The organism is Pseudomonas sp. P106(2024) (assembly GCF_057480815.1).
The window spans coordinates 135,852-149,800 of the sequence record NZ_JBLIYU010000013.1 but is presented as its reverse complement, the minus strand read 5'-3'; the positions used below and the strand labels follow the sequence as shown (position 1 = coordinate 149,800).

The 13,949-nt window shown below is 64.8% G+C and carries 13 protein-coding genes; 7 read left to right on the top strand and 6 right to left on the bottom strand.

The features are described from left to right. The first annotated feature begins 292 nt into the window (after positions 1-292). From AC25M7_RS19895 to AC25M7_RS19880, 4 genes are all read left to right on the top strand, one after another. The gene (locus tag AC25M7_RS19895; RefSeq protein WP_288521988.1) at positions 293-940 is read left to right on the top strand and encodes a FadR/GntR family transcriptional regulator; all 648 of its coding nucleotides are present in this window, start codon (positions 293-295) and stop codon (positions 938-940) included. Positions 941-953: 13 nt separating this feature from the next. Then, on the top strand, positions 954-2,234 hold the full coding sequence (locus tag AC25M7_RS19890) for a CynX/NimT family MFS transporter (RefSeq protein WP_088852327.1): 1,281 nt from the start codon (positions 954-956) through the stop codon (positions 2,232-2,234). Between the two features lie 105 nt (positions 2,235-2,339). Then, a complete protein-coding gene (locus AC25M7_RS19885; protein WP_028692003.1) occupies positions 2,340-2,798 on the top strand; it encodes a nuclear transport factor 2 family protein in 459 nt (152 codons plus the stop codon). Positions 2,799-2,841: 43 nt separating this feature from the next. After that, the gene (locus tag AC25M7_RS19880) at positions 2,842-3,132 is read left to right on the top strand and encodes a GIY-YIG nuclease family protein (RefSeq protein ID WP_028692002.1); all 291 of its coding nucleotides are present in this window, start codon (positions 2,842-2,844) and stop codon (positions 3,130-3,132) included. A gap of 149 nt (positions 3,133-3,281) precedes the next feature. On the opposite strand, the gene yejK is transcribed toward AC25M7_RS19880, so the two are convergent. Then, entirely contained in the window at positions 3,282-4,289 is a 1,008-nt protein-coding gene (gene yejK / locus AC25M7_RS19875; protein WP_062360406.1) for a nucleoid-associated protein YejK, read from the bottom strand. 391 nt (positions 4,290-4,680) lie between these two features. Here yejK and AC25M7_RS19870 point away from each other — a divergent pair, with 391 nt between their 5' ends. Further along, entirely contained in the window at positions 4,681-4,962 is a 282-nt protein-coding gene (locus tag AC25M7_RS19870) for an HU family DNA-binding protein (RefSeq protein WP_011535502.1), read from the top strand. A gap of 56 nt (positions 4,963-5,018) precedes the next feature. Here AC25M7_RS19870 and rlmF read toward each other — a convergent pair whose 3' ends face one another. From rlmF to AC25M7_RS19845, 5 genes are all read right to left on the bottom strand, one after another. Beyond that, a complete protein-coding gene (rlmF, locus tag AC25M7_RS19865; protein WP_028692000.1) occupies positions 5,019-5,963 on the bottom strand; it encodes a 23S rRNA (adenine(1618)-N(6))-methyltransferase RlmF in 945 nt (314 codons plus the stop codon). 162 nt (positions 5,964-6,125) lie between these two features. Beyond that, a complete protein-coding gene (locus AC25M7_RS19860; RefSeq protein WP_062360408.1) occupies positions 6,126-8,972 on the bottom strand; it encodes a valine--tRNA ligase in 2,847 nt (948 codons plus the stop codon). A gap of 150 nt (positions 8,973-9,122) precedes the next feature. Next, positions 9,123-9,494, bottom strand: a complete 372-nt coding sequence (locus tag AC25M7_RS19855) for a hypothetical protein (RefSeq protein ID WP_062360410.1) — start codon at positions 9,492-9,494, stop codon at positions 9,123-9,125. A 5-nt stretch (positions 9,495-9,499) separates the two neighbouring features. Next, on the bottom strand, positions 9,500-9,928 hold the full coding sequence (locus tag AC25M7_RS19850; RefSeq protein ID WP_062360412.1) for a DNA polymerase III subunit chi: 429 nt from the start codon (positions 9,926-9,928) through the stop codon (positions 9,500-9,502). Between the two features lie 51 nt (positions 9,929-9,979). After that, on the bottom strand, positions 9,980-11,473 hold the full coding sequence (locus tag AC25M7_RS19845) for a leucyl aminopeptidase (protein WP_028691996.1): 1,494 nt from the start codon (positions 11,471-11,473) through the stop codon (positions 9,980-9,982). A 294-nt stretch (positions 11,474-11,767) separates the two neighbouring features. On the opposite strand from AC25M7_RS19845, the gene lptF reads away from it, so the two are divergent. Together lptF and lptG are read left to right on the top strand one after the other, a co-directional pair. Then, entirely contained in the window at positions 11,768-12,883 is a 1,116-nt protein-coding gene (gene lptF, locus AC25M7_RS19840) for an LPS export ABC transporter permease LptF (protein WP_062360416.1), read from the top strand. Continuing rightward, on the top strand, positions 12,876-13,937 hold the full coding sequence (gene lptG, locus AC25M7_RS19835; RefSeq protein WP_028691994.1) for an LPS export ABC transporter permease LptG: 1,062 nt from the start codon (positions 12,876-12,878) through the stop codon (positions 13,935-13,937). Before lptF ends, lptG begins: the two co-directional genes overlap by 8 nt. The last annotated feature ends 12 nt before the right edge of the window (positions 13,938-13,949 follow it).

Sequence of the window (13,949 nt, the reverse complement as noted above, 5' to 3'; positions counted from 1 at the left end):
GCGCGGGATGCGAGCCCAATAGACGCCGGATAGATTGAAGCAAGCCATCCATTCCATCTGATGAACAGTATTGCAAAAAATGGGGTGACCATAGATTGGCCGCGGACGGCGAGTTAAGACCAAAGTAACCCGCCGTAAGGGCGGAAAGGTGACTAAATGTCGATATCGTCTACGAATGCGCATAAAAAATTCAAAACCCACACCCTGAAACCCGAACCCTTGCCCAATCCCCCCCCAACCGCTATCGTCCAACCCCAAGCAAATTCATCCGATGACTGGACGTACCCACCTCGTGACCCCGCTCATCAAACGCTCCCTGGTAGAACAAGCCGTAGACCAGCTCCGCGACCGCATCGCCAAGGGTACCTGGTCGATAGGCCAGCGCCTGCCCACCGAACCGGAGCTGGCCAGCGACCTGGGCATCAGCCGCAACACCGTCCGCGAGGCCATGCGCGTCCTGGCCTTCAGCGGCCTGGTGGAAATCCGCCAGGGCGACGGCAGCTACCTGCGTACCGCCGTGGACCCCTTGCAGGCCGTGCAGGTCATGTCCCGCTGCGCAGTCGAACACGCCCGCGAAACCCGCCATATTCTTGAAGCAGAAGCCATCGGCCTGGCCGCCGTGCGCCGAACCGACACCGACCTGCAGGCCCTGCGCGAGGCCCTGGAACACAGCGCGCGGCATTTCCATGGCGATGTCGACGCCTACGTCGAATGCGACCTGGTGTTCCACCAGCGCCTGGTGGACGCCGCCCACAACCCCGCCCTGAGCGAGCTGTACCGCTACTTCTCCAGCGTGGTCCGCGCCGCCCTGCAGCACAACATGACCAGCGTCCCCCGTTGCCAGGCCGTGTTCGACCTGCACGGGCAGATCCTCGACGCCCTCGAACAACGCGATCCGGAACGGGCCAAGCACCTGAGCCGGACACTCATCGAATCCTGACAACGAGAAGGCCATGGCCGAACAACTGACCCGCAACACCGCTCCCCGCGAGGCGGAGCTCGATGAACTGCTGATCGACGCCGAAGCCGACGACGAGCAGGTCCAGCAACAGCCCGTGGTGCTGCGCAGGCCCTGGCTGTTGCTGCTGGGCCTGGTGCTGGTGGCGCTGAACCTGCGCCCGGCGCTGTCGAGCATGTCGCCGGTGCTCGGTCAGGTATCCGAAGGGCTGGGGCTCAGCGCATCGCAAGCCGGGCTGCTGACCACCTTGCCGGTACTGTGCCTGGGGCTGTTCGCGCCGCTGGCGCCGATCCTGGCGCGACGATTCGGCAGCGAGCGGGTGATCTTCGGCATCCTGCTGACCCTGGCGCTGGGCATCCTGGTGCGCAGCACCCTGGGCGCCACTGGCGTGTTCCTCGGCAGCCTGATGGCGGGGGCGAGCATCGGCATCATCGGCGTGCTGCTGCCAGGTATCGTCAAGCGCGACTTCCCCCAGCACGCCGGTACCCTGACCGGCGTCTACACCATGGCGCTGTGCCTGGGCGCCGCGATGGCCGCCGGGGCCACGGTGCCCTTGACCCGCCACTTCGATGACAGCTGGGCGCTGGGGCTGGGCTTCTGGCTGCTGCCTGCCTTGCTGGCGATGCTGGTCTGGCTGCCCCAGTCCCGTCAGGGCCATGGCGTGCACAAGGTGGCCTACCGCGTGCGCGGGCTGTGGCGCGATCCGCTGGCCTGGCAGGTGACGCTTTACATGGGCCTGCAGTCATCGCTGGCCTATATCGTGTTCGGCTGGCTGCCTTCGATCCTGATCGGCCGCGGGCTGAGCCCGACCGAGGCGGGGCTGGTGTTGTCCGGCTCGGTGATCGTGCAACTGATCAGCTCCCTGAGCGCGCCCTGGCTGGCCACGCGGGGCAAGGACCAGCGCCTGGCCATCGTGGTGGTGATGCTGGTGACCCTGGGCGGGCTGTTCGGTTGCCTGTATGCGCCGATCGAGGGGCTGTGGGGCTGGGCGATCCTGCTCGGGCTGGGGCAGGGCGGCACCTTCGCCCTGGCACTGACCCTGATCGTGCTGCGCTCCAAGGACGCCCATGTGGCGGCGAACCTGTCGAGCATGGCCCAGGGCGTGGGCTACACGCTGGCATCCATGGGGCCATTCGCGGTAGGGCTGGTGCATGATCTGACCGGTGGCTGGAGCGCGGTGGGCTGGATCTTCGCGGTGCTGGGCATCGGGGCGATCCTGTTCGGTCTCGGCGCCGGGCGGGCGCTGCATGTGCAGGTCAGCAGCGAGCACGTTTGAGGCTCTGGCTTGATCCGTGATCGTCATTCACGACGCGAATGGGCATGGTGTTGCTGGCATCCAGGCAGTATCTTGCGGGTTTCGCACCTAGCGCAGGAACAGTCCATGAGCGATGCCAGCAGCGCCCTGATCACCCGTTTCTACCAGGCCTTCCAGCGCCTGGACGCCGAGGCCATGGTGGCCTGCTACAGCGAAGACATCGTCTTCAGCGATCCGGTCTTCGGCACCCTGCGCGGGCGTGACGCGGGTGACATGTGGCGGATGCTCACCGCCCGCGCCAAGGACTTCACCCTGACCTTCGACGACGTGCGCAGCGATGGCGCGCACTGGGTGGCGACCTACCTGTTCAGCCAGACCGGGCGGGTGGTGGTCAACGATATCCAGGCGCGCTTCGTGATCCGCGACGGGCTGATCTGCCAGCACGACGATACCTTCGACCTGTGGCGTTGGGCGCGTCAGGCGCTGGGCATGCCGGGTGTGCTGCTGGGCTGGACGCCGATGTTGCAGAACAAGGTGCGCCAGCAGGCATTCAAGGGGCTTCGCGCATTCCAGCAGGCGCGTTGAGGCGTTAAGCTGACGACCTTCTTCCGTTGCACCGAACCGAGCCGTGAGCGAAACAGCGCCTTCCCCCGACTGCAAACCCTGGTACGTCTACCTGGTGCGTGCCGCCAATGGCTCGTTGTACTGCGGTATCAGCGATGATCCGCAGCGGCGCTTCATCAAGCATCAGAAAGGGCAGGGCGCACGTTATTTCAAGACCAGCCCGGCGCAGGCGCTGGTGTATGTGGAGCAGTGGCCGGACAAGGGCGAGGCGTTGCGCCAGGAGCGGTTGGTGAAGAAGCTGCGCAAGGCGGCGAAGGAGGCGTTGGTGGCGTCCTATGCCGGATTCGGGGGGTAGTGGTCTCGCCGACGGTGGGGCGGGTTTCGTCCGTGGTCATGATAGATCGCTGGGACTGATTTGCTGCCCTTTCGCGACGCAAGGCCGCTCCCACAGGGAAACGTGATCGCCTGTGGGGCGCGAAAGGGGCGCAACGCGCCCCGGCGATTTCAGTCCTTGCGCCGCTTCAGCTGGTCGATCAATTGCGTCGGCAAGCCCTTGATCACCAGCGTCCCAGCCTCTTCGTCATACTCCACCTTCGAGCCCAGCAAATGCGCCTCGAAGCTGATCGACAACCCCTCGGCACGCCCGGTAAAGCGGCGGAACTGGTTGAGGGTACGTTTGTCGGCCGGAATCTCCGGCGACAGCCCGTAGTCGCTATTGCGGATATGGTCGTAGAACGCCTCGGGGCGGTCCTCGTCGATCAGACTGGAGAGTTCCTCCAGCGTCACCGGCTCGCCCAGCTTGGTCTGGGTGGTGGCGTAGTCGACCAGGGTCTGGGTTTTTTCCCGGGCAGACTCTTCCGGCAGGTCTTCTTTCTCGACGAAGTCGCTGAAGGCCTTGAGCAGGGTGCGGGTTTCACCCGGGCCGTCGACGCCTTCCTGGCAGCCGATGAAGTCGCGGAAATAATCCGAGACCTTCTTGCCGTTCTTGCCCTTGATGAACGAGATGTACTGCTTGGAGTTTTGGTTGTTCTTCCACTCGGACAGGTTGACCCGCGCCGCCAGGTGCAACTGGCCCAGGTCCAGGTGGCGCGACGGTGTGACGTCGAGTTCGGCGTTCACCGCTACGCCTTCGCTGTGGTGCAGCAGGGCGATGGCCAGGTACTCGGTCATGCCCTGCTGGTAATGGGCGAACAGCACGTGGCCACCGGTGGAAAGGTTGGACTCTTCCATCAGCTTCTGCAGGTGCTCGACGGCGACGCGGCTGAAGGCGGCGAAGTCCTTTTCCTCATCCAGGTACTGCTTGAGCCAGCCGCTGAACGGGTAGGCGCCGGACTCGCCATGGAAAAAGCCCCAGGCTTTGCCTTGCTTGGCGTTGTAGCTGTCGTTGAGGTCGGCCAGCAGGTTCTCGATGGCGTCGGAGGCTGCCAGTTCGCTGTCGCGCGCATGGAGCACGGCGGGGCTGCCATCGGGCTTCTTGTCGATCAGGTGAACGATGCAATGACGGATTGGCATGGAATTCTCGGTGGTCTGAGCGGTGAAAAGCCGCGCTGCAAAAGTCGCTCAGTTTACATCAGGGCGGGGGTGATGCAGTGGCCAGATATTGGCGCAAATGCCAGTTGTTCGTTTTTTGTTCATTTTTTTGCGATTTTTCCGAAAACCCCCGAAAAACCTGCACAAAATCAATGTCGACAGCGGATATTTCTCGATTCCTGTGGTAGCTTTGCGCGGTCTTGCGCCCCTTGGGTGGCGCATTGCTGGCAGATCGCTTGCGCGGTGTCGAACCAAACGCCGATTTGCGTATCTACATACGCGATCGACGCGGCCTCTGGATTGTCCCGGGCTGGCCCGACCACCGACCTAGCATGCTGCACAACCTCTGATTTGATAGGGAAGGAACACCACCATGGCACTGACCAAAGACCAACTGATTGCCGACATCGCTGAATCCATCGACGCGCCGAAAACCACCGCGCGCGCTGCTCTGGAGCAACTGGGCCAGATCGTTGCCGACCAACTGGAAAACGGCGCCGAAATCACCCTGCCAGGCATCGGCAAGCTGAAAGTCTCCGAGCGTCCTGCCCGTACCGGCCGCAACCCTTCGACTGGCGCTGCCATCGAAATCGCTGCCAAGAAAGTCGTCAAGTTCGTTCCAGCCAAAGTGCTGACCGACTCGATCAACAAGTAATTGTTGATGCGTTGACGAAACCGCGCCCGGCTTGCCCGGGCGCGGTTTTTTCATGCCTATGATTTGCGCGCGGCATGCCATTGCTGGCGTGCGCTGTCGTCCTGGAAGCTCCAGGCGACCATGCGGCTCTGCTTCTGCCCCTGGCCCATCTCGACGATGCGCACGGCCTTCACCCCGGCCTTCTTCAAGGCCGCCTCGATGCCCGGCAGGTTGCTGGCCTTGGACACCAGGCTGGTGAACCACAGCACCTGGGCCGCGTACTGCACGCTTTCAGCGACCAGTTGGCTGACAAAGCGGATCTCGCCACCTTCGCACCACAGTTCGTTGTTCTGTCCGCCAAAGTTCAGCACTGGCAGCTTGCGCTTGGGGTCCTGCTTGCCGAGATTCTTCCACTTGCGCTGGCTGCCGCGGGTGGCTTCCTCGCGGGAGGCGTGGAACGGCGGGTTGCACAGGGTGACGTCGAAGCGTTCGTCGGCCTGCAGCAAGCCACTGAGGATGTGCCTGGGCTGCGCTTGCTGGCGCAGGCTGATGGCCTTGTCGAGCTTGTTGGCCTGGACGATGGCCTTGGCCGAGGCCAGGGCCACGCCGTCGATGTCGGAGCCGGTGAAGCGCCAGCGGTAGTCGCTGTGGCCGAGCAGGGGGTAGATGCAGTTGGCGCCGACGCCGATATCCAGGGCGCGCACCTGGGCGCCGCGGGGGATTTCGCCGCCGTTGTCTTCGCCCAGTAGGTCGGCCAGCACATGGATGTAGTCGGCGCGGCCGGGGATCGGCGGGCACAGGTAGTCGGTCGGGATGTCCCAGTGCTGGATGCCGTACTGGGCCTTGAGCAGGGCGCGGTTGAACACCCGCACGGCCTCGGGGTTGGCAAAGTCGATGCTGGGCTTGCCGTAGGGGTTGGTGATGGTGAAGCGGGCCAGGTCCGGGTGCGCCTTGATCAGGGCGGGGAAGTCGTAGCGGCCCTGGTGGCGATTGCGCGGATGCAGGGTGGGTTTGTTGGTCATGGTCGGATCCGGTGTTGCAGGCCCTGGGGCCGCGTTGCGGCCCTTTCGCGACACAAGGCCGCTCCCACAGGATAGTGGCGCCTTTCAAGCTGGCGCCGTCCTGTGGGAGCGGCCTTGTGTCGCGAAAGGGCCGCAACGCGGCCCCAGCGGTCTATCAGGTTGTTACAGCGCCGCAATCCGCGCATGCTGCTCGGTGAAGTTGGCCAGGGCCTGCTCCGACTCGGCCAGCTTGGCGCGTTCCTTCTCGATCACCGCAGGCGGTGCCTTGTCGACGAAGGCGGCGTTGGACAGCTTGCCACCCACGCGCTGGACCTCGCCCTGCAGGCGCTGGATCTCCTTGCTCAGGCGCGCAAGTTCCGCGTCCTTGTCGATCAGGCCGGCCATCGGCACCAGCACCTGTAGGTCACCCACCAGCGCGGTGGCCGACAGCGGCGCTTCGTCCTGCTCACCGAGCACGGTGAACGACTCGACCTTGGCCAGTTTCTTCAGCAGGGCTTCATTTTCCTGCAGGCGACGCTGGTCGTCGGCGTTGGCGTTCTTCAGGAACAGCGGCAGCGGCTTGCCCGGGCCGATGTTCATCTCGGCGCGGATGTTGCGCAGGCCCACCATCAGCTCCTTGAGCCACTCGATGTCGCCTTCGGCGGCGGCGTCGATGCGGCTTTCATTCGCTTCAGGCCATGGCTGCAGCATGATGGTCTTGCCTTCGATACCGGCCAGCGGCGCGATGCGCTGCCAGATCTCTTCGGTGATGAACGGCATGAACGGGTGCGCCAGGCGCAGGGCGACTTCCAGCACGCGCACCAGGGTGCGGCGGGTGCCACGGGCGCGCTCGACCGGGGCGTTCTCGTCCCACAGCACCGGCTTGGACAGCTCCAGGTACCAGTCGCAGTACTGGTTCCAGATGAACTCGTACAGGGCCTGGCTGGCCAGGTCGAAGCGGAATTGCTCGAGCTGACGGGTAACCTCGGCTTCGGTGCGCTGCAGCTGCGAGATGATCCAGCGGTCGGCCAGCGACAGCTCGTAGGCCTCGCCGTTCTGGCCGCAGTCCTCGCCCTTGTCCAGCACGTAGCGGGCGGCGTTCCAGATCTTGTTGCAGAAGTTGCGGTAGCCTTCGACGCGGCCCATGTCGAACTTGATGTCACGACCGGTGGAGGCCAGCGAGCAGAAGGTGAAGCGCAGGGCGTCGGTGCCGTAGCTGGCGATGCCTTCGGGGAACTCGGCCTTGGTCTGCTTGGCGATCTTCTCGGCAAGCTTGGGCTGCATCATGCCGCTGGTGCGTTTTTCCAGCAGGGCGTCGAGGGTGATACCGTCGACGATGTCCAGCGGGTCGAGGACGTTGCCCTTGGACTTGGACATCTTCTGGCCCTGGCCGTCGCGGACCAGGCCGTGCACATAGACGGTCTTGAACGGTACCTGCGGGGTGCCGTCCTCGTTCTTGATCAGGTGCATCGTCAGCATGATCATCCGGGCGACCCAGAAGAAGATGATGTCAAAGCCGGTGACCAGCACGTCGGTGGAGTGGAATTTCTTCAGGAACTCGGTCTGTTCCGGCCAGCCCAGGGTGGAGAAGGTCCACAGGCCCGAGCTGAACCAGGTGTCGAGCACGTCGTCGTCCTGACGCAGTTTTACCTCGCTGCCCAGGTTGTGCTTGGCGCGCACTTCGGCCTCGTCGCGGCCGACGTAGACCTGGCCGGCCTCGTCGTACCAGGCCGGGATGCGGTGGCCCCACCACAGCTGGCGGCTGATGCACCAGTCCTGGATGTCACGCATCCAGGAGAAGTACATGTTCTCGTACTGCTTGGGCACGAACTGGATGCGGCCGTCTTCCACGGCGGCAATGGCAGGCTCGGCCAGCGGCTTGGTGGAGACATACCACTGGTCGGTCAGCCACGGCTCGATGACGGTGCCGGAACGGTCGCCCTTCGGGACCTTCAGGGCGTGGTCGTCGATGCTGACCAGCAGGCCCTGGGCGTCCAGGTCGGCGACCATCTGCTTGCGCGCGACGAAGCGGTCGAGGCCGGCGTACTGGGCTGGCAGCGAGGTGTCGATACCTTCGTTGACGCTGCCGTCGAGGTTGAACGCCTGCACGGCGGCCAGCACGGTGGCGTTCTTGTCGAAGATATTGAGCAGCGGCAGGTTGTGGCGCTTGCCGACCTCATAGTCGTTGAAGTCGTGGGCCGGGGTGATCTTCACGCAGCCGGTGCCGAACTCGGGGTCGCAGTAGTCGTCGGCGACGATCGGGATGCGGCGGCCGACCAGCGGCAGTTCGACGAACTTGCCGATCAGCGCCTGGTAGCGCTCGTCGGTCGGGTTGACGGCGACGGCGACGTCACCGAGCAGGGTTTCCGGACGGGTGGTGGCGACCACCAGGTGGTCCTTGCCTTCGGCGGTCTTGGCGCCGTCGGCCAGCGGGTAGCGCAGGTTCCACAGGTGGCCCTTCTCGTCGTGGTTCTCCACTTCGAGGTCGGAAATCGCTGTGTGCAGCTTGGTGTCCCAGTTGACCAGGCGCTTGCCGCGGTAGATCAGGCCGTCCTCGTGCAGGCGCACGAAAGCCTCTTTGACCGCTTCCGACAGGCCGTCGTCCATGGTGAAGCGTTCGCGGCTCCAGTCCACCGACGAGCCCAGGCGGCGGATCTGGCGGCTGATGTTGCCGCCCGATTGATCCTTCCACTCCCAGACCTTCTCCAGGAACTTCTCACGACCGAGGTCGTGACGGTTCTGGCCCTTGGCCTCGAGCTGGCGCTCCACCAGCATCTGGGTGGCGATACCGGCGTGGTCGGTGCCCGGTTGCCACAGGGTGTCGCGACCCTGCATGCGGCGGAAACGAATCAGCGCGTCCATGATCGCGTTGTTGAAACCGTGGCCCATGTGCAGGCTGCCGGTCACGTTCGGTGGCGGGATCATGATGGTGTAGGACTCGCCTGCACCTTGTGGAGCGAAATAGTTCTCGGACTCCCAGGTGTTGTACCAGGAAGTTTCGATGGCGTGCGGCTGGTAGGTCTTATCCATGCGCGGCGGGACCCTTAGGCATTAATTCGGGAAAGCCGGGAAGTATAACCAAGCTGCGCGCTTCAAGACAGGTGTAGCGCCCATCGCGGGGCAAGCCCGCTCCCACGTGTTGTCGTGGGAGCGGGCTTGCCCCGCGATCCGGACGAATGGTTACTCGGAGCGCTTGAGCAACCGCTCCAGCCGTGCATCGAGGCGACGCTTGATTTCGGTCTCGATGTGCGGGGTAAAGTCGTTGATCACGTCCTGCATGATCAGTTGCGCGGCGGCGCGCAGTTCGGCGTCCAGGTGCAGCAGGGTGTCCTGGCGGCGAGTCTGGGCATCCTCTTCAGGCGCTTTGGCGGGCTCGGCTTCGACAACCGGTGGCGTCGCGCCGGCAGGTTCGTCCAGCAACAGGGGAATCTGCTCCACCGTCTCGGTCAGCAGCGGCGGTTGCAGGTCGGCGTCGCCCAGCAGCTCGCGGATCGACTCGAGGTCGTCGAGCAGGTGGGCGGAATGGGTCAGGGAGTTCAGCTGCTTGTCCATCGTCGTCAGAGTCGCTGTAAGCGGTGATCTTGCAGAGCATAGCCCTGTTCGCGGTAGAAACGGAATCGCTCGCGGGCGGCCAGGCGGATGGCCGGTTCCTCGACGACGATCTCGGCGACCCGCTCGAACTGGCCGACGAAGGCGGGAACATCGCCGCCCAGGTTGATCAGCAGGTCACGGTGTTCGCCGGCATCAGTGCCGACACCCAGCGCGACAATGGCGTCCGGGTGCTGTTCGGCGTGGTCGTGGGGCACGAAGACCTCGCCCTTGAACTGCCACAGGCGAAGGTCGAGCTCGCTGCGTTGCGCCTCGTCCTGGCAGTGCAGGTAGATCCGGTGGCCGAGGCGCCAGGCCTTTTCACACAGCTTGCAGGCGAAATCCAGCCGCACCGACAGCGAGTCGCTGGGCAGGATGTAGAAATCGACTTTGCTCATGATCGTTCAGTGCCGACCGGTGGCGCGCGGGGCGCCACCGATCTTGCGCCATCAGGCGCCGGCGCGGTCCAGCAGGTACTGGGTGAGCAGTGGCACCGGACGACCCGAGGCGCCCTTGTCCTTGCCGCCGCTGATCCAGGCGGTGCCGGCGATGTCCAGGTGCGCCCAGTGGTAGGCCTTGGCGAAGCGCGACAGGAAGCAGCCGGCGGTGATGGTGCCGGCCTTCGGCCCACCGATGTTGGCAATGTCGGCGAACGGGCTGTCCAGTTGCTCCTGGTACTCGTCGAACAACGGCAGCTGCCAGGCGCGGTCGTCGGCACGCTTGCCGGCGTCCAGCAGTTGGCCGACCAGCGCGTCGTCGTTGCCCATCAGGCCCGAGGTGTGGCTGCCCAGGGCGACGATGCAGGCGCCGGTCAGGGTGGCGATGTCGATCACCGCCTGTGGCTTGAAGCGCTCGGCGTAGGTGAGGGTATCGCACAGCACCAGGCGGCCTTCGGCGTCGGTGTTGAGGATCTCGACGGTCTGCCCGCTCATGGTGGTGACGATGTCACCCGGACGGGTGGCGCCGCCGCTCGGCATGTTCTCGGCGCAGGCCAGCAGGCACACCAGGTTGATCGGCAGTTGCAGCTCGAGCACGGCGCGCAGGGTGCCGAACACGCTGGCGGCGCCGCACATGTCGTATTTCATCTCGTCCATGCCGGCGCCGGGCTTGAGGCTGATGCCGCCGGTGTCGAAGGTAATGCCCTTGCCGACCAGCACGAACGGTTTCTCGCTCTTCTTGCCGCCCTGGTAGTTGAGCACGATCAGCCGCGGTGGCTGGTCGCTGCCCTGGCCCACGGCGTAGAACGCGCCCATGCCCAGGTCCTTGATCTTCTTCTCGTCCAGCACCTCGACCTTGAGGCCTTTGTGTGCCTTGCCCAGGTCCTTGGCCTGCTCGGCGAGGAAGCTCGGGTGGCAGACGTTCGGCGGCAGGTTGCCCAGGTCGCGGGTGAAGGCCATGCCGGTGGCGATGGCGCTGGCGTGCTTGACGGCGCGCTCGGCCTCGGCCTGGCCAGCCTTGGCGGTGAGCAGGGTGACTTTCTTGATGGCGCGGGGTTCGGCCTTCTGGCTCTTGTAGCGGTCGAACACGTAGTTGCCGTCGAGCAGGGTCTCGGCCAGCAGGCGGTATTTGCCGTAGTGGCCGTCGCGGCCGGTGACGGCGATGTCGTCCAGGGCCAGCACGGCGTCGCTGCCGCCCAGTCCCTTGAGTACGCCGGCAACACTGGCGACCAGCTTGCGCCAGGCGCGATCGCCGAGGGCTTCGTCCTTGCCGCTGCCGACCAGCAGCACGCGCTCGGCCTTCAGGCCCGGCAAGCTGTGCAGCAGCAGGGTCTGGCCCGGCTTGCCGGCCAGGTCGCCACGCTTGAGCAGCGCGCTGATCGCGCCTTCGCTGGCCTGGTCGACGGCCTTGGCGGTGGCGCCGAGCTTGCGCCCTTCACCGACGGGTACGACCAAGGTCGCGGTCTTGACGGATACAGCGGCTACGCTCTTTACAACCAATTCCATGTCTGGGGTCCCCGAATGATCTGTCTGTCAGTGGGCGCTGTCTTGTGCAGGCGCTCGGAACACGCGGCTGGCGGGCGATGCCTGCCAGCGGAAAAGCTGCCAGTTTGAGCCTGCCGCGAGCACAATGACAACCCCGATATGCGCCATGCTGCGTGGCCAAGTGACAGGCGCGGTCAATCACAGGATAATGCGCGCACTTTTACATGGAGGTTCGCCTTGGCGAACCGGCATTGGTCTTGGCTGTCCGAATCGTTCGTTTGGCTGTCCGCCCCTGACAACCCAGGAGTGTCTGGTTTGATCGTCTTTCGTTATCTGTCCCGCGAGGTCCTGGTGACCTTGAGCGCCGTCAGCGCCGTGCTGCTGGTGATCATTATGAGCGGGCGCTTCATCAAATACCTGGCCCAGGCGGCCCAGGGCGCGCTCGATCCAAGCGTGCTGTTCATGATCATGGGGTTCCGCCTGCCGGGCTTCCTGCAACTGATCCTGCCGCTGGGGCTGTTCCTCGGCATCCTGCTCGCCTATGGCCGGCTCTATCTCGAAAGCGAGATGACCGTGCTGTCGGCCACCGGCATGAGTCAGCAACGCCTGCTGACCGTGACCATGGTGCCGGCGGCGCTGGTGGCCCTCTTGGTCGCCTGGCTGAGCCTGAGCCTGGCGCCCCTGGGCGTTGCCCAGGTGCAGAAGATCATCGCCCAGCAGGATGCCCTGACCGAGTTCGACACCCTGGTGCCGGGCCGTTTCCAGACCTTGCGCGACGGCTCCCGGGTGACCTACACCGAGCAGTTGTCCGATGACCGCATCAAGCTCGGCGGGGTGTTCATCTCCGAGAAACGCTTCAACCAGGACAAGACCAAGGACCGCGCGCCTTCGGTGCTGGTCGCCGAAAAGGGCCACCAGGAAGTGCAGGCCGACGGCAACCGTTACCTGGTACTGGAGAACGGCTACCGCTACGACGGCAACCCAGGCCAGGCCGACTACCGGGCGATCAAGTACGACACCTACGGCGTGCTGCTGCCCAAGCCGGAAGTCGCCGAGGAAGTCACCGAGCGCGAAGCGATCCCGACTTCCGAACTGTTCGGGCAGGAAGGCATTCGCGAGCGTGCCGAGCTGCAATGGCGCCTGTCGCTGCCACTGCTGGTGTTCGTCGTGACGTTGCTGGCGGTGCCGCTGTCGCGCGTCAACCCACGCCAGGGCCGCTTCCTCAAGCTGCTGCCGGCGATCCTTTTGTACATGGCCTATCTGACGATGCTGATTTCCGTGCGTAGCGCCCTGGAGAAGGGCAAGCTGCCCATCTCGCTGGGCATGTGGTGGGTCCATGGCCTGTTCCTGCTGATCGGCCTGGCGCTGATGTACTGGGAGCCGCTGCGTCTCAAGCGCGCTGCCCGTCGTGCGGAGGTGGCCCGTGGTTAAACTGGACCGCTACATCGGCAAGAGCGTGCTGCTGGCGATCGTCGCCGTGCTCGGCATCATCCTCGGCCTGGCGTCGCTGTTCGCCCTGATCGACGAACTGAATGACCTGAGCGCGACCTACACCTTCCTGGACGCTGGCAGCTTCGTCCTGCTGACCGCCCCTCGGCGGCTCTACGACATGCTGCCGATGGCGGCCCTGATCGGCTGCCTGATCGGCTTGGGCAGCCTGGCCAGCAGCAGCGAACTGACCATCATGCGCGCCGCCGGTGTGTCCATCGGTCGCATCGTCTGGGCGGTGATGAAGCCGATGCTGGTGCTGATGCTGGTCGGCCTGCTGATCGGCGAGTACGTTGCCCCGGTAACCGAGAACAAGGCCCAGGCCGACCGTTCGTTGGCCCAGGGCGGTGGCGAGGCGCAAAGCTCCAAGCGCGGTATGTGGCACCGCCAGGGCGAGGAGTTCGTGCACATCAACTCGGTGCAGCCCAATGGCCTGCTGCTGGGCGTGACCCGCTACCGCTTCGACGCCGAGCGCAAGATCCAGACCTCCAGCTTCGCCCGCCGGGCGCAGTACGTCGAAGGCAAGTGGATGCTCAACGATGTCTCCACCACGTACTTCCGCGGCGACCACACCGAAGTGGTCAAGAGCCCCGAGGAAGTGTGGGACGTCTCGGTGACGCCGGAGCTGCTCAACACCGTGGTGCTGGCGCCGGAGTCGCTGTCGATCACCGGGCTGTGGGACTATATCCATTATCTGGCCGACCAGGGGCTGAACAACTCGCGCTACTGGCTGGCGTTCTGGACCAAGGTCCTGCAGCCGCTGGTCACCGCGGCGCTGGTATTGATGGCGATCTCGTTCATCTTCGGCCCGCTGCGTTCCGTGACCCTGGGTCAGCGCGTGTTCACTGGCGTGCTGGTGGGCTTCGTGTTCCGCATCGCCGGGGACCTGCTGGGGCCATCGAGCCAGGTGTTCGGCTTCCCACCGTTGCTGGCAGTGGTGATCCCCGCTGGGATCTGCGCGCTGGCCGGATTGTGGTTGATGCGCCGGGCGGGTTGATGGCCTGAGCCA

What these genes read in the sequence shown, in the direction of transcription:
- AC25M7_RS19855 (WP_062360410.1), bottom strand. Translation starts at nt 9,494, where the DNA reads ATGGACAAGCAGCTGAACTCCCTGACCCATTCCGCCCACCTGCTCGAC.
- AC25M7_RS19870 (WP_011535502.1), top strand. Translation starts at nt 4,681, where the DNA reads ATGGCACTGACCAAAGACCAACTGATTGCCGACATCGCTGAATCCATC.
- yejK (WP_062360406.1), bottom strand. Translation starts at nt 4,289, where the DNA reads ATGCCAATCCGTCATTGCATCGTTCACCTGATCGACAAGAAGCCCGAT.
- AC25M7_RS19850 (WP_062360412.1), bottom strand. Translation starts at nt 9,928, where the DNA reads ATGAGCAAAGTCGATTTCTACATCCTGCCCAGCGACTCGCTGTCGGTG.
- AC25M7_RS19890 (WP_088852327.1), top strand. Translation starts at nt 954, where the DNA reads ATGGCCGAACAACTGACCCGCAACACCGCTCCCCGCGAGGCGGAGCTC.
- AC25M7_RS19885 (WP_028692003.1), top strand. Translation starts at nt 2,340, where the DNA reads ATGAGCGATGCCAGCAGCGCCCTGATCACCCGTTTCTACCAGGCCTTC.
- AC25M7_RS19845 (WP_028691996.1), bottom strand. Translation starts at nt 11,473, where the DNA reads ATGGAATTGGTTGTAAAGAGCGTAGCCGCTGTATCCGTCAAGACCGCG.
- AC25M7_RS19860 (WP_062360408.1), bottom strand. Translation starts at nt 8,972, where the DNA reads ATGGATAAGACCTACCAGCCGCACGCCATCGAAACTTCCTGGTACAAC.
- rlmF (WP_028692000.1), bottom strand. Translation starts at nt 5,963, where the DNA reads ATGACCAACAAACCCACCCTGCATCCGCGCAATCGCCACCAGGGCCGC.